Source organism: Kitasatospora sp. NPDC057223 (genome assembly GCF_042669755.1).
Classification (GTDB): Bacteria; Actinomycetota; Actinomycetes; order Streptomycetales; family Streptomycetaceae; genus Kitasatospora.
Map to the genome: position 1 here is coordinate 118,618 of NZ_JBHUWW010000001.1, position 18,514 is coordinate 137,131.

Consider the following 18,514-nt stretch of genomic DNA (forward strand, 5'->3'; position numbering starts at 1 on the left):
GCTCCACTGCAGCGGTTGCTGCCGGACGTTCAGCAGCGAGTCGGCGGCGGACCGGCACCGGACCGGCGTGTTCGGCGTGGACCGTCGGTGCGTGGATCCGGAGTCGGTCGGGTTGGTGGCGAAGGTGCGGCCGTTCGGGGTGTTGTGGTCGTCGCCGGCGCCGGTCGGCGGTATGCATCCGCGGCGGGTGGTTGAGCCGTGAGCGGGCAGCAAGAAACGCCGCGCGGCGTTGCCGGGCGGCTGCGGGTGGGGCGGGGTGGGCTACTCGGTGGGCTGCTCTGTGGTGGACCAGGGGCCGGCTGCTGGCCTGTCGGGGAGCTTGGCGCCGGGGCGGCGCATGTACCAGCGGATGAACTCTCGGACGACTGCCGTACGCGGGCTGCGGCCCTTCGGGTGCATGGCGCGGGTGGCGGCTTCGAATGGTGTCCATTCGTCGTCGGGGATGCGGAGGGGGCGGGCGCGGTCGTAGTCGGGTGTCATGTTCGCAGGGTATCTGGCTGTATCTACAAGGAGCAAGGTCGTGTGGTGTGCCTTGTAGATACAGAATCTTGGGCGGACGGCTTGCTTTGTAGATACGAGAGGCGTAGCTTTGTATCTACAAGGAGCGGCGAGAGGCCGAACCGAGTAGCCCGCGAGGTAACCGACATGAGCGCCAGCACCCGCATCCGAACCCGCCGCGCCGCCGCGATCCTCCGCCAGCGCCGCCGCGACAACACGCTCCCCGCCGGCACCCGCTCCATGGCCAGCCACTGCATCGCCGCCGGCCTTGAGCCCGAGCTCGCCGCCGGCATCGGCAACGCCCTGCACAGCAAGGCCAAGCAGCTCCGCCTCACCGCCAACACCGGCCGTGCCTTCCGCAGCACCATGGGCCGCCTCCCCGGCGTAAACGGGCGTCGCGTCCACCGCTACACCGAGGCCCAGTTCCTGCAGGCCGTCAACGCCTACAACCCGCGCGCCGCCCGCTTCGTTGACGCCCGCGCCTTCCTCCTTGCGGCCTGAGCCCGCCGAGCTGGAGCCCGGCCCGTCCGGCGACCCGCACTGCTGGGACTGCCTGCAGACCATCGCCCAGAACCGCCCGTACGCCTACTGACATCGGAGAACACCATGACCATCACCCCCACCCCCGAGCAGATCGCCATCGCAGACGTGAACGGCTGGGACCCGCAGGAACTCGCCGAGAACAACGCCCACGTTGTTCGCGTGCAGGAGCTGACACGGAAGCGCACCAAGGCCCATCTGCTGCGCGCCGCGTTCGCCGGCGGCCTGGCCGACGTCAACAACCCGGCCGGGTGGACGAAGCAGGAGCTCGCCGCGGAGGTTGCGCGTCAGGAGCTGGGGGCCCGGCAGTCGTGACGACCGCCGCACCGTCCGGGTGCCGGCACTGCGGCATCTCCAAGCCGGAGCACATGCAGCGCTGGAAGTCCGGCGTCGGCTGGCACGCCTGGGAGCCGCCGACGCAGGCACAGATCCTCGCGCGGATGAAGGCCCGCCGCGCACAACCGACCGACCCGCACTCCATCCCGACCGTCTGACCTGTGAGGAGCAGCACCGTGAACTCGAACCCCAGCGATGAGGAGATCGTGCTGCTCCTCGCGGCGTGCGGTCTTCGCCTGCCGAAGGAACTGCAGCCGTGCGGTACGTATGCCGCGTACCACCGTCACTTGAGGCGGCGTGAGCAGCCGTGTGAGCCGTGCACGGCGGCGAACCGTGAGGCCAGCCGCCGGTACAAGCAGGCCGTCCATCGGCGTTTGCGGCCGATCCGGCATGGCACTCGGTCTGGTGCTGATGTGCACCGGTGGCGTGGTGAGCCGGCTTGTACGGCGTGCGCGGAGGCGTATCGCGCTGACCGTCGGGCGCGTGCTGCTGCCAGACGCCGGACCTGAGACCCGCCACACCCACCCGCCCCGCACAGGGCGTCACACAGCCCAGGAGGCCCGCCATGTCGCTCGTACTGACCCCCCTACCCGGCCCCGCGCCCATCGTCCCCGACCGCGACACCGTCGACTCCTGGTCGCTGGCCTCCCTGGACGCCTACCTCGACGCCGGCGACCGCCTCTCCCTCCACGCCGCCGCCATCCGCGCCGTTCAGCTCGAACAGCAGGGCGCCCCGCACCTGAAGGTCGTCTCCGCCCTCGGCGGCGCCGAGATGCGCGCCGCCCGCATCGGCCCCGACGAACTCGCCTTCCACGTCGCCCGCCTCGACGCCTACAGCAACGCCCACAATCTGCGCGGCTGGTACCGCTACACCGACCGGCACGGCAAGCACACCATCCAGGTCAACAAGCTCCGCACCGCCGCAGACGGCGACGTCGGCCGGTACTACACCCATCGCCTGCTGCTGGCCAACCCCGCAGACCTCCCGTACTGGGTCGTCGACCGAGACACCGGCCGCACCGTCGACCGGTATGCCACCGCCGCCGAAGCCGCCCGGTGGATTGCCGCTGCCGAAGGCCGCCCACCCCGACATCGACTCACACCCGGCCCGTTGCACGGCAGCCGGACGGTAGCCGCGGTGCCCGTCCCCGCGGGCCTGCTCTAACCCCCGCCCCGACCACCTGAGGACCCGCCATGACCCAACCCCAGCCCACCCCGCCGCTCGACCTCGACGCCATCCAGACCCGCGAAGCCGCCGCGACGGCCGGCCCGTGGATGGCCGACGGCCCCGAGATCCTCGTCGGCACCCCCGACGACCTCACCCGGCACTCCCTCTGGATCGGCGAGACCTGCAACGTCGCCCTCCCCAACCTCGGCGCCGCCAACGCCGAGTTCATCGCTCACGCCCGGCAGGACGTCCCGGCCCTGCTCGCCGAGGTCACCCGCCTCCGCGCCGAGCAGGCCCGGCTGGTTGACGTGCTGAAGCGCACCCAACAGGCCGCTGGCGAGGACCCCGCCACCTGCGAGTCCTGCGGCCACCTGGAGTCCGCCCACGACCCGGACGGCGAGCGCGACTGCCACGCCTCCGGTGCCCGCGTCCGGTCCTGCACCTGCACCTACTTCATCCCCTGCTACCCCGCCCCCGCCGACGACCCGGAGATGGCTCGATGACCGCCGACTGGATCCGCCGCCACTACGACGTCCCCGCCCGACGCGGCGGCCGCATCGCCTACACCGGCGACCCGACCAAGGGCCGCCAGCTCGGCACCATCGTCGCCTTCCCCGACTCCCACCTCCGGATCCGCCTCGACGGCCAGCGCCACCTCATCACCACCCACCCGACCTGGAAGATCGAATACCTACCGAAGGCCGAGTGGACGCTCACCCCGGACAACCTGGAGCAGATCGCCGACGCCCTCGACGAACTGGGGGTGTTCACCAAGGCGCACTGGGCGCCGGCCCCGCCCCGGACCATCCGGCCCGGCTGGAGCATCAGCGTCACGATCGACGGCCTCACGATCCGGCCGCACGGTGAGCGGATCTGGGTGCGGTTCGGGGAGACGATCCGCCTCGACCAGCTCGGCAGGTACACCGTCCACCCCGCCGCCCCGACCGCGACGGAGGCCTGAGCCATGGCTGGCACCCAGGGCTGGGACACGGCCGAGTTCCGTTGCTTCCGCTGCGGCGCGGTCGTCACCGTCGCCACCAGCAACGACCCCATCGCATTCGGCCGAGCCGTCGCCGAGCACCGTGCGACCTGCCCGCAAGGCCCGGTCGCCGAGTGCGCCGGCTGCGACGACTGCCGCGTCACCACCCGTCACCTCCCGCCCTGCCCCACCTGCCGCCGTACCACCTGCCCCGGTTGCACCACCCAGCCCGCCGCCGTCCCGACTGCCGCCCTGGAGGGCCGATGACCACCCCGCCCCTCACCGACCAGCAGCGCGCCGACATCATCACCCGCCACCACCGCACCACCGACCCCGAAGCCTGCGGCACCTGCCGCGACCTCACCACCGCACACAAGGCCGCCATCCACCCCGAATGCCGCCGCCGCGCCACCCTCGCCCCGGCCTGGGACGCCCCGGACCTTGAGGACATGACCGACGACGAGCGAACCGCCCTCCCGGCCCGCTTCCACACCCCGGCCTTCGTCGAGTCCTCGACCCCCAAGGCCTGGCTCTGCGCGGTGTGCTGGGGCGACGGCTGGGCCACCTCCTGGCCGTGCGAGACCGCCACCGCCCAGGGCCACCGGGTGTTCGTTCCGGAGCGCTACGCCGGCCAGGTCCAGTCGGACCTGGGTGCGCTGCTGACGGACCGAGACCGCCTGGCCGCCGAGCTGGACGCCGCCCGCGCTGAGACCGACCGCCTCCGCCAGCTGTTCCACTCCGCCCGGGACCGGGCCGACAACCTCGCGACCGAGGGCGACAACCTCCGCCGGCAGCTCGCCGAGGACCGGGACCGCTCCGCCAAGCAGGCCGATCAGCTCATCGACGCCCGCGCCGCCCTAGCCGCCGCCGTCGGCTGCCCCCAGCACGGCCACGACTGCGAGCCCGACGACCACATCGACCCGCACGCCCACCAGTGAACGCCCGCACCCAGCCCGCCACCTGACCGGAGGACCACCGTGCACACCGCCACCACCACGTTGCGGGCCCAGCTGGAGTCCGGGTTCGTATCTGAGACGCACGCCTGGGCGGTCGGCAGGGCCATCTGCCCCGAGGGCTGGCGTTGCCCTGATGCCGAGCTCGGCATCTTCACGCTGACGAAGCGCGGCCGGCTTCCCGTTCACCGTGATGACTACGGGCGCCGGTGCCCCGGGTCCGGCCAGAAGGCCACGCCGCTGAGACTCGCTGCCCGCACTTGACCCCCGGCCGGGCCACCACCGCCCGGCCCCTGCCCGCACCTGACCGGAGGACCACCGTGCAACTGCCCGACCGCCCCTGGAACGGCCTCTACGCCCTCGACGCCTTCTGCAACATCGGCGGGTCCGGCATGGGCCTGTACCTCGCCGGCTTCGAGGTGATCGGCGTCGACCTGCTGCCCCAGCCCCGGTACCCGTTCGAGTTTCGTCGCGCCGACGCCGTCGACTTCATCCGCCGGTACGGATCCAGCTTCCACCTCATCTCCGCCGGCCCGCCCTGCCAGAGCAAGTGCACGCTGACCGTCGGCACGAACGCCTCCCAGGGTTGGGGCGGTGAGCACGTCGACCTGGTCGCCCCCACCCGCGACGCCCTGCTGTCCACCGGCCGGCCGTACATCATCGAGCAGCCCACTGGAAAGGCCCCGATCCGCCGGGACGTCACCCTGTGCGGCGAGATGTTCGGCCTCGGCGTCCTGCGGCACCGCAACTTCGAGCTCGGCGGCTGGACGATGCAGCAGCCCCAGCACCGGCCGCACCGCGGCTACACCCGGGGCTGGCGCCACGGCGTCTACCGGGACGGCCCGTACGTCGCCGCGTACGGCTCCGGCGGCGGCAAGGCGACCGTGCCCGAGATGCAGACCGCGATGGGCATCGACTGGACGGCGGACCGCCGGGAGTTGACCGAGGCGATCCCGCCCGCCTACTTCGAACTGCTCGGCCGCCACGCCGCCACGCACCTGGGCGCCGCCGTCGTGCAGCCCGCCGGGGCCGCCGCGTGAGCGCCGAGACGTACCTCGCCGTCCGCTGCGACCACCAAGACGGCGACGGCGAACGCTGCGACACCGAATGGAGCCACCCCACCCGGGTCGACACGCACCGGGAACTGCGACGCCACCTGAAGACCCGCGGCTGGCGGTTCGGCCGCCACCACGACCTCTGCCCCGACCACGCCGCCGCCTGACACCCCGGCCGGGCGGACCCACCGCCCGGCCCCCGACACCTGCCTGGATCGCGCAAACGGCAGACGCAGCCGCCTTAAAAGCGGCCCAGTGCGGGTTCGAACCCCGCTCCAGGCACCCACCACCCACACGTCGGACCAGGAGAACCACATGTACCAGCCCAAAACCGGCGATCACGTTCTCGTCACCCGCGTCCTCGCCGACGAACGCACCGTCCGCTACGTCGGCCGGATTGCCGACTTCTCGCCCCACACCGGCTTCCGCCTGATCGGCCACATGGTGGGCGGTGCGTCCATCGACTCCTACTTCGCCGCCTCCGACACCGTCGGCTACCCGAAGAGCGGCGTCATCTCCCAAATCATCGAGCTTGCACCGGAAGTGGCGCGATGATCTACACCAACAACCCGACCTGGCTGAGCCGCGACTTCGAGCGCGACACCCTGCTCCGCCTCACAGAGCGGACCACGGACCAGCAGCAGCGCATCGCGGACCTCACGGCCGAGATGCGGACGATCGAGGCAACCGCCCCGGACGGATACGCGCTGCCCAAGCCCGCAGCCGACCTGCTTGCCCTCGCCAAGGCGAACAGATGGCTGACAGCCGCCCGGTGGAGCGAGGACAGCGGCGGCAACCCGTTCGTCGACATCCAGGTCGCGCACCGCGTCCCCGGCGGCTCGTCTTGGGCGTACCGGCTCACCTGGTGGACCCGGGACCTGACGCCCGGCCGAATGCGGTACGCCCGCGGTGTCGCATCGACCCCGCAGCAGCCGGGATGGACAACCGCCCCGTCCGTCAGAGCAATCCGCGAGGTCATCGCCGCCAACCCCGCCAGCCCGACCGAGGAGGCAGCGTGAGACCGTCGCAGGAGCCGCTGTGGCACGGCTACAGCCACAACGACATTGACCGGCTCGCCCGCCAGGTCGTGTCCATGGACCCGTACCGCACCGACATGGGTGTGGCCACGAGCGATCGCTACGACGCGGTCGTTTTTGCCATCGTGGAGCACCTCGCTACCGCCGAGCACCGCCCCTCCCACAAGGAACTGCTCCGGGCCGGCGATCGAGGAGCGCACGCGCACGTCCGCATGGAGTGCCGCGCTCACGGCAGGCAGCGCACCAGTCTGGGCGGCGGCCAGATCGCCGGATTTCAGCGGTATTGGCAGAGCACCGGTCGTACGCCGATGGACGAACGTGTCGTGGAGCGCCTGGCGCTTACCCAGATCTGGCCGACACTGACCCTGGCGCAGCAGCAGGCCGTGATGGCACTGGCGCTGACCGACGATCATGCCGCTGCCGCAGCCCAGCTGGGGATGTCGATGAGCAGCTACTCGGCCCGGCTTCGGAACGCCCGCTTGCGGGCCGCGGCCCTGTGGCATGAGGGCGAGACACCACGCAGGCCCGCGCGGGACAAGCGGGTGTGGAACCGATCCGCGGTCGACTCCACGGGTAGACGCCGGCTCACCGAGGCCGAGGTCGAGGCCCTGCGGTCCCGCAGGGCCGCTGGGGCGACGCTGGCGCAACTGGCGCAGGAGACCGGCTACTCGAAACCCGGGCTGTGCAATCTGCTGCGCGGCAAGAGGCGCCCAGCCCCGAACGATCTCGTGGGTGCCTGACCCCTATCTCCGGGCCGCCCGCACCCGCGCCCGACGACGACACCGACCACCGCTGACCGGCTGGCCGGCCGTCCCCACGACGGCCGGCCCCCACCCCGAGGAGCCACCGTGCCCACCGCCGAGATCCCGACCAACATCACCGCCGAGACCGAGATCGAGACCGAGCGGGCCCGAGAGATCGACGCACTCCGCGCCGTCCTCGGAGCCGCACTCACCGACGCCCAGACAGCGCTGCGCGAGGCTCAGCACGCACTCGGCCGCCTCGTCGGCAGCGACGTCTACGACATCGAGTACGTCGAGGGCATGACGGCTGCGGACCTCGACCAGATGGTGGCCGACGCCGCCCGCGCCACCCGGATCGCGCTCGTACTGAAGCGTCAGATCGAGAACTGACCGTCCGTCTGCTGGCCGCCGCACACCGGCGACCAGCCCACCCCGAAGGAGCACCGTGGCCACCACCTGCACGCCGATCACCCTGACCGCCGGTCCCGTCGACTGCCTCGACGGCGACTGCGAGGAACTGGCCACCGAGGACGGCGAACCGAACGGCATCGACCGCTGCTCGCACGTCAGCGAGGTGCAGGCCTGCGAGCAGCACTCCACCTTCAGCAACGACGAGTGGGAGTACTGCACCCACGCCGAACCGTGGCCCTGCCTCGTCGCCGGCTCCACCGCGACCGCCGCCACCTGACCTGCTGGCCGGCCGTCCCCGCGACGGCCGGCCCAGTCCCTGCCACACCTCCCCCAAAGCCGAGGAGCCACCGTGCCCGACCGCACCCCCGCCGAGACCCTCACCGCAGCCGCGGCGAAGCTGCGCGCGACAGCCACCGCCGACTACGTCCAGCCCGGACCCTGGATCGTCCACCAGGCAAACGGCTTCCTCCGAGTCGACAACGACCGGGACACGACCCGCGAGGCCTGGACTGTGAAGAGCGGCGCCGACCTCGCCGAAGAGGCCCGGGGCACCGCCGAGTACATCGCCCTGATGCACCCGGGCGTCGGCCTCGCCCTCGCCGACTGGCTGGACTCGGCCGCCGTGGGTGCCGAACTGATCGGACCAGATCGCCACGCCCTCGCCGTCGCCCGCCTGCTGCTCGGTGAGGCCGCCGAGTGACCGGCCCCGAGGAGGCAGGCCTGCTGGTCGCCCTCATCGCGGTCTCCGGCGCCGTCCTCGCCTGGTGCGCCCGAGGCGTCCAGCGTGTCGAGGCGGACGCCCTGGAGGCCGACATTCGGGCCCGCGCCGAGCAGCTCACCGCCCACGCCGAGCACCTCACCCGTGCCGACGCCATCGCTTCCGGCCTCATCCGAGGAGACGACCAACCGTGACCGCCATCCCCACCGTCCAGGGCCACTGCCCCGCCTGCCACCGCACCACCCTCATCCTCGGCGCCGACGGGTACGTCACCTGCGCCCACCTCGACTGCCCCAACCCAACCGCGGCCAGCGACCTGCTGGCCCAGCAGCCGGACAGTGCCACCCCGAGCAGCAAGCCCCCGATCCCCAGCGGCCTTCCCTTCGACTGGCCGCGCATCCCCATCGACGACACCGACGGAACCGACGCCTGGCAGATCATCCGCATCGCCACCCGCGCCGGCGACCAATGGGCACTTGGCGAGCACGGATCCTACCGGCAGCCCGGCATGTCCCTCTCCGAGATCACCGGCGGCGTCATCCGCGAAGCGCTGCTGCACCTGCTGGAGCTCGGCCTGATCGACATCGACGGGGAGCGGATGCACGGCGCGTCCGGCTGGCCCGTACGACGCGAACAGTTCCTGCCCGCCGCCACCCCCGAGGGGCCGACCTCGTGAGCCGCATCATCGTCACCGGCAGCCGCAACTGGACCGACGAGGCCGCGGTCTGGAACGCCCTCGACCAGGCCACCGCCGACCACGACCCCGAGCACCTGATCATCGTCCACGGCGCCTGCCCCACCGGCGCCGATCTCCACGCAGTCACCTGGGCCGCCAAGCACCACGTCTCCCACGAAGCGTTCTTCGCCAACTGGAGCGCCCACGGCCGGGCCGCCGGACCGATCCGCAACAGGGCCATGGTCGCCGCCGGCGCCGACTTGTGCCTCGCCTTCCCCCTCGGTCCCAGCCCCGGCACCCGCGACTGCATGCGCGCCGCCCGCAACGCCGACATCCCCGTGAAGGAGTACGCACCGTGAGCACTTCCACCCCCGCCAAGGCTGGCGACCCGCTCACCCCCACCGACCTCGACACCCTGCGTCTCGTCGCCAACGGTCGCACCGCCGAACAGATCGCCCACGAGCTGCACGTCAGCTACCACACCATCAGCACCCGCCTCGGCCAGATCTACCGCAAGCTCAACGTCACCGACCGCACCAGCGCCGTCGTCACCGCCCACCAAACCGGCCTGCTCTCCCTCGCCTGCCCGCCCCGGACCCTCGACCTCACCGACCTCCGCGAGCAGCTGGCCGCCACGACCGCCCGGGCCGAGCAGGCCGAGGGCCGGCTCGCTGAGCTCGCCCGGCAGGTGAAGGACGTGGGCTCCGACTGGCGGACCCAGCACGATGCCGTGCAGTCGCTCCACCGCCAACTCAACGCGGCTGACGAGCGGGCCGAGACGGATCGACAGGAGATCCAATACCTCGAAGGCAAGCAGGCTGCCGCCGAGGCCCGCATCGCTGCCGTCAGCTCCCTCGCCGCGCACTGGTCCACCCTGCCGACCCACTCTGGGGCCGCACACCAGCTCCGCACGACGCTCGGCGAGATCACTGCCGCCGCGATCGTGCAGATCCTCGACGGACCCGCCGACACCCCGGCAGAACCGCGGGAAGACCGCCGGATCTGCCCGGCCTGCACCTGGCCGCTCCACTACGGCCAGACCTGCGCGGAGTACCGGACCGCCGTCTACGCCGCCGACGCCGCATTCATGGCCGCTGCCAATGTCCGCGGCCAGATTGACGCCCTGCTCGCCGAAGGGAAGAGCCCCCAGGCACACGGCTTCACCGAGGAGGAGACCGCCGAGCAGCTGCACGCCCGCCGAGCGCACCCCGGCTGGGAGTACGCCACCACCGAAGGCCCGCGAAAGGCCTGGGACCACGTCGACATGACGCCCGAAGGCGGCGGATGGGAGCGCAACACCGCCGCCGGCCGAGAGGGCTGGGACCGCCTCGACTACACCGAGGAGTCGTACTGGCGCCGGGTCGTCGCGGACAAGCGGTGCGCGATCTGCGGCGCTCACGAGCATGGCGGACGCGACTGGTACCAGAGCGCTCAGGAGTGGCTGGCCTGCTGGCCGTGTGCAGACGGGGACCGGCCGACCTGCCCGGCCGGTGAACGCTGCGAGGGCGTGGACTGCTACCGCCGCGACGAGCACGGGCCCCGACCCAGCGAGCAGCCGCCGGCCGGCTTCTGCCCGACCTGCGAAGGCCAGCCCCGAAGCACGTCGTGACCAGACGTCATCGGACACCGCATCGGCAGCCACGCGGGCCGCGCGCCACCGTCCCACCGATCCCGGCTCGGGCGCCGATGCCCGACCCGCGCAACTGGATGGACTGGGAGGGAGCCTGCGAGGACTGCCATCACTGGCTCGACGAGTGCACGTGCCAGGGCCAGCCCGAAGGCACGTAGTGAGCGGCGGCGAGCGGTCATCCGACGCCAACCTGCCCATCATCACCATCCGAAGGAGAACATCGTGATCGAGCCCACCGGCCCCGACGCCTACGCCGCTGCCCGAATCAACACCCTCCAGGAGAACATCAACCACCTGGCCAACCAGTCCGACGGAACGCCGCGCAACCTCAACTTCGAGCAGGCCGCGACCGTGGCGGCCCTGCAGGGCCAGCTCGCTACAGCTTCGGCGCTTCTCGCCGTTGCGGCGGCCATCGCCCGCTGACGCCCGTCCCGCCTAGCCCTTGGGGACGCCCCCGCTGCGCCCGACCATTCTGGTCGGGCGCTTTCGCGTGTCAGGTCCGGCTGACGACGGTGATGCCGTCCCGTTCGAATACGACCCGGTAGGTCGTCCCGGGGTGCACGGCTTGTGCGTACCGGACGCCGGCGTCTCCTTGCGGCGCTTCGCCCCAGTCGGAGTGGTCGAGGATGACGTAGTCCGGCGGGCGGGTTTTGCTGCCACCGATCCATTGCAGGTCGGTGCGTTCGGCGAGGTGGCTGCCGATGGCGTTGGTTGCCTCGACGGTGGCGCCGTTGGGGATGAGTTTGGTGACTGCGGTGCGGGCGTCAGCCACCTTGCCGCCGTCCCATGCGGCACCGCGTGCCAGGTCGCCGGGGCCCATGTTGAGGGCGGCCATGCAGGCGATCGCGACGGCGGGCAGGGCGGTGATGGCCCGGTCGGTGTACTGGCGGAGCCACATGCGGCGGGAGTGGCGGCCTCGTACAGCGGCGTCTGCAGCAGCGAGGAACAGTACCGGCATGAGGGTGGCGCTGTAGTGCGCGCCGGTTCCCCAGAAGCCGGGGTTGGCGGATGCGAGGCGCCATACGAGGGTGGGTGCCGCGAGGAGTGCGAGAGGTGAGCGGAGGGCGAGGAGCCCGGTGATGCCGAACGTCCACCCGAGGGTCTTCCATGTCGGCAGGCGGGTGATGGCGCTGGTTGCCATGTGCCACCAGGTGGGGTGGGTGCCGCCGGGGATCTTGTCCCAGTACTGGTAGCCGTGGGTGGGTGAGTAGTGCGGGATGACGTACCAGATGGTGACGGCGACGGCGGCGAGCGCGACAACGGTGAGGGTCGCGCCGAGGAGCTTCTTCCGGCCGAGAACCACGATGAGGATCCCTGCGGTAGCGACGGTCAGCCCGAGGTCTTCCTTGACGAGGAGCAGCGGGAGGGCCCACCAGGCGGTGCGGGTCCAGCGTTTGAGGAGGAGTTGCCGGCTGACCATGGCGATGAGGGGGACGGCGAACGCTATCTCGTGGAACTCGAAGTCATTGGCGCGGAGGATGCCGAAGGAGAGGCCGTAGGCGATGCCGATGCAGAGTCCGCGGGCGCGGCCGAGGAGTTGTTCGGCGGTGGCGGAGATGATGCCGGCGGACCAGGCGAAGAGGGCGGCTTGGGCTACGAGGAGGGTGATGGGGGTGGGGGCGATCCACCAGGCGGGGGCGAGGAGTGTGGTGACGGGGCTGAAGTGGTCGCCGAGGATGTTGAAGCCTTCGCCCTTGATGGGGACGACGGGTGTGTGGAGGTGGGCGTAGGCCTTGACGGCTTCGGTGAAGATGCTGAGGTCCCAGCTGGGGGATCCGTAGCGGTGGTAGCGGAGGACCGAGGTGAGGGTGTAGGTCGCGAACAGGGCTGCGGCGAGGGCGAGGTGGGGGATCGCCTGTGCACGCCGGCCGGGGGCCAGCGCGGGTCTTGCCCAGGTGGGTCTGACAGTGGTGGTGGTCATGTGTTCCCCCTGAGCTGATGCTGTGAAGGGAACGGTACGCTCTGCCGATGACAGAGACACCCTCCTCGTTCGCCGCCCTTCGCGCTGCCACCGATGCCAACGGCGGCATCCACCAGACGACCGTTCGAACGCTCCGCAACCTTGTCGGCCAGGCCCGGATGAGCCGCGGCATCGCGGAGCGGATCGAGGTGAACCTCGACGCGGTGGGCTTGCGGTACCTGCCGCCGCAGATCCCTGACGGGCAGGACGACGTGGTGGTTCTGCACACCGATGCCGAGGGGCTTGCTGGGGTGATCGGTCTGGTGCGGCGGATGGTTGAGGTGCCGGCGGGGGATCGCCGGTCGGTGACGGCTGCTGCGCAGTTGGGGTGGCAGTTGAAGGTGTTGAGGGGCGAGGCCGGTTCGTAGGTGTGCGTGAGCCCCGCCGGCTTGGGTCCGGCGGGGCTCACGGATGGTCGTCTGCGGCGGCCTGTCCCGGGTGATCACGTCGAGGGGGCTCAAGGCGTGATCAGGCGGGGTTGCGGCAGGGTCATGCCGGGCCTGGTCCGGCAGGCGACGCCCTCGGCATGGGAGGTACCGAGGGTTGCGGTCGGCGGGCACTGACCGCGGTCTCACCGTAGACCCGCATGGGCGGTTCCGGAAGTCTTGACTCCGCAACAGGTCGGGCGCATGCTGACGCTCCCCTTCACGGAGGAGACCGCATGCTGCAAATGAGACTCGCCAGCCTGCAGGAGACCGTGCCATGCACACGGTGCGGCGGGCACGTGGAGTTGACCATCGACGTGGATCTCGGCGGCGGCGTGCACCTTGAACTCTGCACGCGGTGCGATCCCGGCGGGGGCTTGAGCGGCGAGTTCCTCGCCATGTTGACGTCTGGCCTGATGCCGGCGGACCGGTTCGCCAAGGTGTCGATGGAGTGGATGTACGAGGCGTTGGCCGCGCAGGGCTGGTACCAGATTCCGCGTCAGCCGCGAGGCTAGATGCCGGGCGGCGTGTCCTGGTCGACGTTGTGGCGGGCTGTGTGGCTGACGTGGCCTCGGCATTCGGGGCCCAGGCGGAGTAGCCGGGATTCCGGGTCACGCAGAGCCCGTTTGCAGCGGCGGCAGGTGACGCGGACGGCGAGCTGCCCCTGCACCGGGTCGTCGGTGAGGGGCAGTTGGCGGTGGGTTGCAGCTGTCATCGGTGGCAGTCGCACTGGCACGGGGCTGGGCAGAACTTGCACTGCGCCGGGACCTTGGTGCCGGCTTGCCCGGTCTTGCCCTGGCAGTAGGCGTGTTCGCCGTGGAGGCACCCGGTGGAGAGGTAGTGGTGCGGGTCGGCGGCCTGCAGTCGGGCGAGTTCCGCTTCGAGTTCGGTGATGCGGCGGGCTGCGGCGGCCGGGGACAGGACCGTCTGCAGCGGGGTGCCGGGCGGCAGGCAGTCGGGGTGCCAGCGGCGGCCGTCCGCGTCGATGGTCCAGGTGGTGAGCGGCTGACCGCAGGCGGCGGCGCAGATGCGGGCGGGAAGAGCACTCACTTGGCCACCTCCGGGTCGATGAGGTCGGCGGTCATGCCGACGCAGCGGTTCCAGCGTGAAGCGTCGTAGGACCGGCCGGGGGCGTGCATCTCTCGGCGTTGCTGCTCGGCCAGCTGGTGGGCGAAGGCGAGTAGTGCGGAGGCGAGCGCGGACTGGTGGTGGTCGGTGAAGAACGCCTGCCAGCCCGGCCCGATCTCCTGCCGCGCGTGATCGTAGGTGACCTTGTAAGCAGCCCAGGCCGCGTCGAACGCGCCGGTGCCTTCGACGCGCATCTCCCCGATTCGTTCCAGGTGCTGAGCTTCGGTGAGGCGCCGGCACTCGGCGCAGGGGACGCCTGCCGGATGTCCAATGGATCGGCAGGGTCGGGTGCCGTCGGGCATCCGCTCATGCTGGTCCGGGTGGTGGCCGCAGCCGATACACATCTTCTCGTCGGTCACTGCTGCTCCTCGGTGGTGGGCCAGTCTCGTTCTGCGCGGGCGAGCGCGTCGTCCGGGATCGGCCCGTAGGTGACGTCGAGGTGGTCCAGGAGCTCGCCGAGCTTCTCGTTGTCGAGTGTGACGGCCACGAAGTCGACGTGCTTCGGGTCGTCTCGATCAGGTGCGGGTTCGATGCTCACTGCTGCTCCCCCTCTCCCGGGTATTCGCGGCCGGCGGCGAGGGCTTCACGTGCCTTCTGTGCTTCGGCGATGAACTTGTCGAGGGAGTACAGGGCGTTCTGCTGGGTGCTCGGGTCCGCGTACTCGGTGTCAGCGTCGATGCGCCAGCCGTCGCACTGGTTCGGCAGGCTGACCTTCCAACCGGGCTTGTTGTCCTCGTCGAGCCAGGGTTCGTCGACGTACTCGACGGTGAAGCCGAAGCGGGGCTTGCTCACTGGTCCTCCAGATCGATGGTGAGTTGACCGGCGGCGGCGAGGGCCGCGGCCCGGGTGCGGGCGGCGGTCTCGCGGTGGTGGGGGCCGTCATACCGAAGGTGACAGAGCTGGCACGCCGCGAGGAGGTTCTCGGGTCGGACGTCCTGCGGTTGGTGGTTGAGGTGGGCGACGGTGAGGACGACCTTCGATCCCGTGATCGGGTTGGGCTGGCCGTTGCGGGCTTGGCATCGCCCGTCGTGGTCGAGGCCGCAGTGCCCGGTGCATTCGCAGCGGCCGGCGGCGCGGTTGGTGCGGATGTCGAGGCTGATGGACGGCCAGTTCGTCGGGTAGCGGTCGCGGTTCTCGGGACGTATGGGCACTGCCTCTCCTTGGTCAGGCGGCGGGCTGGCAGCCGAGCTGGCGGCAGTCCGCGTTGCCGTCGCAGGTGGGGCAGGGTGCATCCTCCTTCAGCTCGCCAGCCCACTTGGCGAGCGTCGCGAAGTCCGCCGACGTGAGCCCGATTCGCGGGTCGACGTGGTGGAGCAGCGCCGGCGCGTCGTGGACGCCTGCCACGTACTCGCGGTCGGCCGCGCCGATCTCGTCGTCGATCCACGCGAACGGCCGGCCCTGAGCCCAGCGGACGACATCCCAGGTCTTGAAGTAGGTGCCGTCGCTGCGCTTCGCCCATAGCTCGGGGAGCGGGACGTGCGGCAGCTTGGGCAGGCCAAGGTGCGGGGCGATCCACTCGTTGGCTTCGGCCATCCACGTGGTGCACCAGACGAGGTCGTACGGGAGCGCCTGGAGTTGTGCGCCGTGGTCGTGGTTGAGCCAGACCCGTAGGGGTTTCGCTCGTCCGCCGTGGCGGGCGGTCCACGAGTCGGGGGTCATGCGGTGGGTGGTGTAGCCGGCGGGGCGGCGGGTGGGCTTGGCGGCGTAGGGGTTGAGGGGGCCGTCGATGTCGATGAGGAGCAGCGGGCGCGTCACGTCGCCTCCTTGCTGGTGCGGGCGTTGAGGATGGCTTCGGCGGCGCGGTTCTGGCCGAAGCGGTACCAGTGCTGGTCGTCGCTGGCGGTGGTGGCCGGCGGGAGGTTGTGGATGATGGCGGCGGCTTCGGCGAGGGCCTGGTTGCGGGCTTCGGCTTCGAGGTCGTCGAGGAGTTCGGCCGCCTGGCGGGGCAGCTTGAAGCTGACGTGGAACGCACGCTCGATCCGCTCGCGCGGGGTCCGCTTCACTGGTGGTCCCCGTTGCAGCAGTACATGTCGCCGTCGGGGCGGACAGTCCAGCCCGCGACCTTGGCGGCGGTCTGGGCTTCGCGGGTGGTGTCGTACGTCTCTCGGTGGCCGTAGCCCTGGCCGAGTTCGCGGCCGCAGCCGTCGCAGCGGGCGACGTAGCAGCGGACTGTCTGCACGCTCACGGCTGCTCCTTGACGAGGACGCGGTCGGCGATGTGCTGGACCTTCGCGGCGAAGTGCTGCCCGGGGTTGTCCGTGAAGCGGTGGAGGGCGACCATCGCGGTGACAATGACGTCGCAGAGCTCGTCGGCGACGTCATCGTTGGTGTGGGTGACGCCCTTGCGGGGGTTCTGGCCGACGGTGCCGATGTAGGCACTGGAGACCTCGCCGACCTCCTCGGTGAGCTTGAGCAGCCGCCTCGCGGTCTCCGTCTCGCCGGTGCCGTTGGCCTGGTCGAGCCAGTCGACGAGGTGGCGGATGATGGCGAAGGTGCCGGCCTGCTGGTACGACTGTGCGGCGCCGAGCACGGCGTCGGCTACCTCGTCGGCAAGGTTGATGCCGGTCTGCCCGGGGATGAGGCTGGCCAGCATGCGGCGTGCCTCGGATCGGGCCGCGTCCTGCGCGAGGGCGCGGATGTACTCGGTCATGGTGCTGCTCCTCAGGTTCGGTGGTAGGTGACGCGGGGGCCGGCGTCGATGTCGGCGCGGCGTTCCAGCTCGGCGGCCCAGCCTTCGTCGGAGTTGCGGCGGTCGACGGTCAGCTCGATGGCGTCCTTGAGTGCCTGCTCAGCGGCGGCGCTGCGCCTCTCGGCGAGCGTGTGCTGCAGGACGTTCAGCCGGTCGGTCTCGCCGTTGGCGATACCGGCACGCTTGGCTGCCACTCCGATGCGGCCCCAGGCGAACAGCAGGTCGTCGGCGGTGGCGTACTCGTCGAAGGCCCGCTTGGACTCGCTGTTGAGGTGGCGGCGGGCGCTCAGAAGCTGGTGGTACTGGTCGGCCAGGTGCTTCTGGTCGGTGGTCAGGTTCTCGTGCCAGTCGTAGTAGCCGACCCCCGTCGGGATGGCGCCGAGTTCGAGGCGGACGGCCTTCACGGCGCGGTTGAGGCCGGCACGGGCGGCTTTGACGATGGCGGGGATCAGCGTGCGAGCTTCGTCGAGTTCGTCTGCGGTGAGCCAGTCGGCCGGCTTGTTGCTGACGCGCTCGTTGGGGAGGCAGGCAGTGCGGACGGAGTACTCGGCTTTGGCTGCCCACTCTTCGCGGGTGGGCCAGGTGCGCTGCGCCATCGAGTTCCCCTTGCCATCGGTGTCTATTTTTTAGACAACATCAGCATGGCATGCCACCCCCTTGATGTCTAGGAAATAGACAGACCCCGTGGGACCATTTCTGCCATGAACACCGACGTCTGGACCCACGCCCTCAGAAGCCGCGCAATCAAGATCCGCCAGCAGCTCGACGCCCTCGACGACGAGATCGTCCTCGCGCACAAGGACGGCGTGTCCTGGCGAGACATCGGCAAGGCCGCCAACATGAACCACGAAAAGGCCCGCCAAGCCCAGGCCCGCGTCGACAAACGACACCAACGCAAGCCCCTGCCGGAACCAGGCACAGCCGAGCCCGACGGCCCGTAGCCCTGGCCGTTGTCAGGGCCGGCCGCTAACGTGACCGCACCCTCCAGGAACGGAGCAACCTTGCGCCTCGCCACCATCCGCCAGATGATCACCGACTCCACCCTCGACGACTGGAATGACATCCAGGGCCTCGGCAGCGGCACCGCTGCCTCCCCACTTACCGCCTGGGACAAGTCCACGACCGCCGCCGGCTGGGAGCTGTACCTCGCCTCCCACCACCAGCTACTTGCGCACGTCGAGGACGTGTCCCTCAGCATCGCCTACGGCATGCCGCAGGACGTCGCCGAGCCGATCGCACAAGATCTCATGCCGGACTGGAACACGTTCGCCGACGACAGTCCCCTGCGCGTCACGTGGGCCGACATCATGTGGAACGGCAACCCCGTCGACCGGTACGCCATGACGGTTGTGGACGGCGCGCGGGCCATCCTGCCCTGGCCCGTCCCCACCTTCGAGCCGGCCGAACGAGTTGCGGCAGGCAAGGCAGTCGCCTACGAGGTACCGAGGTTCCATGTGCAAGTCGCGCGACTCCTCGACGAGAGCCGCGGCGGTCGCAGCGAGTTCGACCGGTACCTGGACGAGGCCGGCTTCAAGGTCGTCGACGAGATCAGCTGACGTCCACCAGTGT

38 protein-coding genes and 1 tRNA gene are annotated in these 18,514 nt (G+C 70.7%); 26 read left to right on the plus strand and 13 right to left on the minus strand.

Annotated features, from left to right (window positions below):
* Nucleotides 1–261 precede the first annotated feature (261 nt).
* A complete protein-coding gene (locus ACFUK0_RS00665) occupies nt 262–480 on the minus strand; it encodes a hypothetical protein (protein ID WP_380245795.1) in 219 nt (72 codons plus the stop codon).
* A 165-nt stretch (nt 481–645) separates the two neighbouring features.
* On the opposite strand from ACFUK0_RS00665, the gene ACFUK0_RS00670 reads away from it, so the two are divergent.
* The 22 genes from ACFUK0_RS00670 (at nt 646) to ACFUK0_RS00775 (ending at nt 11,167) form a co-directional block, all read left to right on the plus strand.
* On the plus strand, nt 646–999 hold the full coding sequence (locus ACFUK0_RS00670) for a hypothetical protein (protein ID WP_380245796.1): 354 nt from the start codon (nt 646–648) through the stop codon (nt 997–999).
* 105 nt (nt 1,000–1,104) lie between these two features.
* Complete coding sequence (locus ACFUK0_RS00675; protein WP_380245797.1) at nt 1,105–1,353, plus strand: hypothetical protein; 249 nt, start codon at nt 1,105–1,107, stop codon at nt 1,351–1,353.
* Entirely contained in the window at nt 1,350–1,532 is a 183-nt protein-coding gene (locus tag ACFUK0_RS00680) for a hypothetical protein (RefSeq protein ID WP_380245798.1), read from the plus strand. The genes ACFUK0_RS00675 and ACFUK0_RS00680 overlap by 4 nt, the downstream gene beginning before the upstream one ends.
* A gap of 407 nt (nt 1,533–1,939) precedes the next feature.
* Complete coding sequence (locus ACFUK0_RS00685) at nt 1,940–2,539, plus strand: hypothetical protein (protein ID WP_380245799.1); 600 nt, start codon at nt 1,940–1,942, stop codon at nt 2,537–2,539.
* A gap of 29 nt (nt 2,540–2,568) precedes the next feature.
* Complete coding sequence (locus tag ACFUK0_RS00690) at nt 2,569–3,045, plus strand: hypothetical protein (RefSeq protein WP_380245800.1); 477 nt, start codon at nt 2,569–2,571, stop codon at nt 3,043–3,045.
* Nucleotides 3,042–3,503 (plus strand): hypothetical protein, encoded by a 462-nt coding sequence (locus ACFUK0_RS00695; protein ID WP_380245801.1) that lies wholly within the window; start codon nt 3,042–3,044, stop codon nt 3,501–3,503. The genes ACFUK0_RS00690 and ACFUK0_RS00695 overlap by 4 nt, the downstream gene beginning before the upstream one ends.
* Nucleotides 3,504–3,506: 3 nt before the next feature.
* Nucleotides 3,507–3,788 (plus strand): hypothetical protein, encoded by a 282-nt coding sequence (locus ACFUK0_RS00700; RefSeq protein WP_380245802.1) that lies wholly within the window; start codon nt 3,507–3,509, stop codon nt 3,786–3,788.
* Nucleotides 3,785–4,459 (plus strand): hypothetical protein, encoded by a 675-nt coding sequence (locus ACFUK0_RS00705; protein WP_380245803.1) that lies wholly within the window; start codon nt 3,785–3,787, stop codon nt 4,457–4,459. Before ACFUK0_RS00700 ends, ACFUK0_RS00705 begins: the two co-directional genes overlap by 4 nt.
* A gap of 407 nt (nt 4,460–4,866) precedes the next feature.
* The gene (locus tag ACFUK0_RS00710; protein WP_380245920.1) at nt 4,867–5,514 is read left to right on the plus strand and encodes a DNA methylase; all 648 of its coding nucleotides are present in this window, start codon (nt 4,867–4,869) and stop codon (nt 5,512–5,514) included.
* Complete coding sequence (locus ACFUK0_RS00715; protein ID WP_380245804.1) at nt 5,511–5,696, plus strand: hypothetical protein; 186 nt, start codon at nt 5,511–5,513, stop codon at nt 5,694–5,696. The genes ACFUK0_RS00710 and ACFUK0_RS00715 overlap by 4 nt, the downstream gene beginning before the upstream one ends.
* A 41-nt stretch (nt 5,697–5,737) precedes the next feature.
* Nucleotides 5,738–5,811 (plus strand) — tRNA-Leu (locus tag ACFUK0_RS00720).
* 33 nt (nt 5,812–5,844) lie between these two features.
* Nucleotides 5,845–6,084 carry a hypothetical protein gene (locus ACFUK0_RS00725; RefSeq protein ID WP_380245805.1) on the plus strand — a complete coding sequence of 80 codons (240 nt, stop codon included), beginning with the start codon at nt 5,845–5,847 and terminating at the stop codon, nt 6,082–6,084.
* A complete protein-coding gene (locus ACFUK0_RS00730) occupies nt 6,081–6,548 on the plus strand; it encodes a hypothetical protein (protein WP_380245806.1) in 468 nt (155 codons plus the stop codon). The genes ACFUK0_RS00725 and ACFUK0_RS00730 overlap by 4 nt, the downstream gene beginning before the upstream one ends.
* Nucleotides 6,545–7,306 carry a helix-turn-helix domain-containing protein gene (locus ACFUK0_RS00735; protein ID WP_380245807.1) on the plus strand — a complete coding sequence of 254 codons (762 nt, stop codon included), beginning with the start codon at nt 6,545–6,547 and terminating at the stop codon, nt 7,304–7,306. Before ACFUK0_RS00730 ends, ACFUK0_RS00735 begins: the two co-directional genes overlap by 4 nt.
* Nucleotides 7,307–7,414: 108 nt before the next feature.
* Nucleotides 7,415–7,699, plus strand: a complete 285-nt coding sequence (locus ACFUK0_RS00740; protein WP_380245808.1) for a hypothetical protein — start codon at nt 7,415–7,417, stop codon at nt 7,697–7,699.
* 55 nt (nt 7,700–7,754) lie between these two features.
* A complete protein-coding gene (locus tag ACFUK0_RS00745) occupies nt 7,755–7,997 on the plus strand; it encodes a hypothetical protein (protein ID WP_380245809.1) in 243 nt (80 codons plus the stop codon).
* A gap of 72 nt (nt 7,998–8,069) precedes the next feature.
* Nucleotides 8,070–8,420 (plus strand): hypothetical protein, encoded by a 351-nt coding sequence (locus ACFUK0_RS00750; protein WP_380245810.1) that lies wholly within the window; start codon nt 8,070–8,072, stop codon nt 8,418–8,420.
* A complete protein-coding gene (locus ACFUK0_RS00755) occupies nt 8,417–8,632 on the plus strand; it encodes a hypothetical protein (protein ID WP_380245811.1) in 216 nt (71 codons plus the stop codon). The genes ACFUK0_RS00750 and ACFUK0_RS00755 overlap by 4 nt, the downstream gene beginning before the upstream one ends.
* Nucleotides 8,629–9,114 carry a DUF6085 family protein gene (locus ACFUK0_RS00760; RefSeq protein ID WP_380245812.1) on the plus strand — a complete coding sequence of 162 codons (486 nt, stop codon included), beginning with the start codon at nt 8,629–8,631 and terminating at the stop codon, nt 9,112–9,114. The genes ACFUK0_RS00755 and ACFUK0_RS00760 overlap by 4 nt, the downstream gene beginning before the upstream one ends.
* A complete protein-coding gene (locus ACFUK0_RS00765) occupies nt 9,111–9,473 on the plus strand; it encodes a DUF2493 domain-containing protein (protein ID WP_380245813.1) in 363 nt (120 codons plus the stop codon). The genes ACFUK0_RS00760 and ACFUK0_RS00765 overlap by 4 nt, the downstream gene beginning before the upstream one ends.
* The gene (locus ACFUK0_RS00770) at nt 9,470–10,723 is read left to right on the plus strand and encodes a LuxR C-terminal-related transcriptional regulator (protein WP_380245814.1); all 1,254 of its coding nucleotides are present in this window, start codon (nt 9,470–9,472) and stop codon (nt 10,721–10,723) included. Before ACFUK0_RS00765 ends, ACFUK0_RS00770 begins: the two co-directional genes overlap by 4 nt.
* Before the next feature lie 243 nt (nt 10,724–10,966).
* Nucleotides 10,967–11,167, plus strand: coding sequence for a hypothetical protein (locus ACFUK0_RS00775; protein WP_380245815.1), 201 nt, complete (start codon nt 10,967–10,969; stop codon nt 11,165–11,167).
* Nucleotides 11,168–11,237: 70 nt separating this feature from the next.
* Here the strand turns inward: ACFUK0_RS00775 and ACFUK0_RS00780 are convergent, their stop codons facing one another.
* Nucleotides 11,238–12,665 carry a DUF2079 domain-containing protein gene (locus tag ACFUK0_RS00780; RefSeq protein ID WP_380245816.1) on the minus strand — a complete coding sequence of 476 codons (1,428 nt, stop codon included), beginning with the start codon at nt 12,663–12,665 and terminating at the stop codon, nt 11,238–11,240.
* 47 nt (nt 12,666–12,712) lie between these two features.
* On the opposite strand from ACFUK0_RS00780, the gene ACFUK0_RS00785 reads away from it, so the two are divergent.
* Complete coding sequence (locus ACFUK0_RS00785; protein ID WP_380245817.1) at nt 12,713–13,072, plus strand: hypothetical protein; 360 nt, start codon at nt 12,713–12,715, stop codon at nt 13,070–13,072.
* A gap of 356 nt (nt 13,073–13,428) precedes the next feature.
* Nucleotides 13,429–13,644 (plus strand): hypothetical protein, encoded by a 216-nt coding sequence (locus tag ACFUK0_RS00790; protein ID WP_380245818.1) that lies wholly within the window; start codon nt 13,429–13,431, stop codon nt 13,642–13,644.
* Here the strand turns inward: ACFUK0_RS00790 and ACFUK0_RS00795 are convergent.
* From ACFUK0_RS00795 to ACFUK0_RS00845, 11 genes are read right to left on the minus strand one after another with little or no spacing between them, the layout of a single operon-like run.
* Complete coding sequence (locus tag ACFUK0_RS00795) at nt 13,641–13,844, minus strand: DUF6011 domain-containing protein (protein ID WP_380245819.1); 204 nt, start codon at nt 13,842–13,844, stop codon at nt 13,641–13,643. The two genes, ACFUK0_RS00790 and ACFUK0_RS00795, sit on opposite strands and share 4 nt — an antisense overlap.
* Entirely contained in the window at nt 13,841–14,179 is a 339-nt protein-coding gene (locus ACFUK0_RS00800) for a hypothetical protein (protein WP_380245821.1), read from the minus strand. Before ACFUK0_RS00800 ends, ACFUK0_RS00795 begins: the two co-directional genes overlap by 4 nt.
* Nucleotides 14,176–14,616, minus strand: a complete 441-nt coding sequence (locus tag ACFUK0_RS00805) for a hypothetical protein (RefSeq protein WP_380245823.1) — start codon at nt 14,614–14,616, stop codon at nt 14,176–14,178. The genes ACFUK0_RS00800 and ACFUK0_RS00805 overlap by 4 nt, the downstream gene beginning before the upstream one ends.
* Entirely contained in the window at nt 14,613–14,795 is a 183-nt protein-coding gene (locus tag ACFUK0_RS00810) for a hypothetical protein (protein ID WP_380245824.1), read from the minus strand. Before ACFUK0_RS00810 ends, ACFUK0_RS00805 begins: the two co-directional genes overlap by 4 nt.
* Entirely contained in the window at nt 14,792–15,049 is a 258-nt protein-coding gene (locus tag ACFUK0_RS00815) for a hypothetical protein (protein ID WP_380245825.1), read from the minus strand. The genes ACFUK0_RS00810 and ACFUK0_RS00815 overlap by 4 nt, the downstream gene beginning before the upstream one ends.
* Entirely contained in the window at nt 15,046–15,408 is a 363-nt protein-coding gene (locus ACFUK0_RS00820) for a hypothetical protein (RefSeq protein WP_380245826.1), read from the minus strand. The genes ACFUK0_RS00815 and ACFUK0_RS00820 overlap by 4 nt, the downstream gene beginning before the upstream one ends.
* Before the next feature lie 13 nt (nt 15,409–15,421).
* Nucleotides 15,422–16,012, minus strand: coding sequence for a hypothetical protein (locus ACFUK0_RS00825; protein WP_380245827.1), 591 nt, complete (start codon nt 16,010–16,012; stop codon nt 15,422–15,424).
* The gene (locus ACFUK0_RS00830; RefSeq protein ID WP_380245828.1) at nt 16,009–16,260 is read right to left on the minus strand and encodes a hypothetical protein; all 252 of its coding nucleotides are present in this window, start codon (nt 16,258–16,260) and stop codon (nt 16,009–16,011) included. Before ACFUK0_RS00830 ends, ACFUK0_RS00825 begins: the two co-directional genes overlap by 4 nt.
* Nucleotides 16,257–16,442, minus strand: coding sequence for a hypothetical protein (locus tag ACFUK0_RS00835; RefSeq protein ID WP_380245829.1), 186 nt, complete (start codon nt 16,440–16,442; stop codon nt 16,257–16,259). Before ACFUK0_RS00835 ends, ACFUK0_RS00830 begins: the two co-directional genes overlap by 4 nt.
* Nucleotides 16,439–16,906: a MazG-like family protein gene (locus ACFUK0_RS00840; protein WP_380245830.1), complete on the minus strand. Its 468-nt coding sequence runs from the start codon at nt 16,904–16,906 to the stop codon at nt 16,439–16,441. The genes ACFUK0_RS00835 and ACFUK0_RS00840 overlap by 4 nt, the downstream gene beginning before the upstream one ends.
* An 11-nt stretch (nt 16,907–16,917) precedes the next feature.
* Nucleotides 16,918–17,541, minus strand: a complete 624-nt coding sequence (locus ACFUK0_RS00845; RefSeq protein ID WP_380245831.1) for a hypothetical protein — start codon at nt 17,539–17,541, stop codon at nt 16,918–16,920.
* A gap of 105 nt (nt 17,542–17,646) precedes the next feature.
* Here ACFUK0_RS00845 and ACFUK0_RS00850 point away from each other — a divergent pair, with 105 nt between their 5' ends.
* Nucleotides 17,647–17,886, plus strand: a complete 240-nt coding sequence (locus ACFUK0_RS00850; protein WP_380245832.1) for a hypothetical protein — start codon at nt 17,647–17,649, stop codon at nt 17,884–17,886.
* Nucleotides 17,887–17,946: 60 nt separating this feature from the next.
* A complete protein-coding gene (locus tag ACFUK0_RS00855; protein WP_380245833.1) occupies nt 17,947–18,501 on the plus strand; it encodes a hypothetical protein in 555 nt (184 codons plus the stop codon).
* Nucleotides 18,502–18,514 lie beyond the last annotated feature (13 nt).

Coding starts and splice junctions, on each gene's coding strand:
- ACFUK0_RS00665 (WP_380245795.1), bottom strand. CDS start 480: ATGACACCCGACTACGACCGCGCCCGCCCCCTCCGCATCCCCGACGAC.
- ACFUK0_RS00670 (WP_380245796.1), top strand. CDS start 646: ATGAGCGCCAGCACCCGCATCCGAACCCGCCGCGCCGCCGCGATCCTC.
- ACFUK0_RS00675 (WP_380245797.1), top strand. CDS start 1,105: ATGACCATCACCCCCACCCCCGAGCAGATCGCCATCGCAGACGTGAAC.
- ACFUK0_RS00685 (WP_380245799.1), top strand. CDS start 1,940: ATGTCGCTCGTACTGACCCCCCTACCCGGCCCCGCGCCCATCGTCCCC.
- ACFUK0_RS00690 (WP_380245800.1), top strand. CDS start 2,569: ATGACCCAACCCCAGCCCACCCCGCCGCTCGACCTCGACGCCATCCAG.
- ACFUK0_RS00695 (WP_380245801.1), top strand. CDS start 3,042: ATGACCGCCGACTGGATCCGCCGCCACTACGACGTCCCCGCCCGACGC.
- ACFUK0_RS00700 (WP_380245802.1), top strand. CDS start 3,507: ATGGCTGGCACCCAGGGCTGGGACACGGCCGAGTTCCGTTGCTTCCGC.
- ACFUK0_RS00705 (WP_380245803.1), top strand. CDS start 3,785: ATGACCACCCCGCCCCTCACCGACCAGCAGCGCGCCGACATCATCACC.
- ACFUK0_RS00710 (WP_380245920.1), top strand. CDS start 4,867: ATGGGCCTGTACCTCGCCGGCTTCGAGGTGATCGGCGTCGACCTGCTG.
- ACFUK0_RS00725 (WP_380245805.1), top strand. CDS start 5,845: ATGTACCAGCCCAAAACCGGCGATCACGTTCTCGTCACCCGCGTCCTC.
- ACFUK0_RS00730 (WP_380245806.1), top strand. CDS start 6,081: ATGATCTACACCAACAACCCGACCTGGCTGAGCCGCGACTTCGAGCGC.
- ACFUK0_RS00780 (WP_380245816.1), bottom strand. CDS start 12,665: ATGACCACCACCACTGTCAGACCCACCTGGGCAAGACCCGCGCTGGCC.
- ACFUK0_RS00785 (WP_380245817.1), top strand. CDS start 12,713: ATGACAGAGACACCCTCCTCGTTCGCCGCCCTTCGCGCTGCCACCGAT.
- ACFUK0_RS00795 (WP_380245819.1), bottom strand. CDS start 13,844: ATGACAGCTGCAACCCACCGCCAACTGCCCCTCACCGACGACCCGGTG.
- ACFUK0_RS00840 (WP_380245830.1), bottom strand. CDS start 16,906: ATGACCGAGTACATCCGCGCCCTCGCGCAGGACGCGGCCCGATCCGAG.
- ACFUK0_RS00845 (WP_380245831.1), bottom strand. CDS start 17,541: ATGGCGCAGCGCACCTGGCCCACCCGCGAAGAGTGGGCAGCCAAAGCC.
- ACFUK0_RS00850 (WP_380245832.1), top strand. CDS start 17,647: ATGAACACCGACGTCTGGACCCACGCCCTCAGAAGCCGCGCAATCAAG.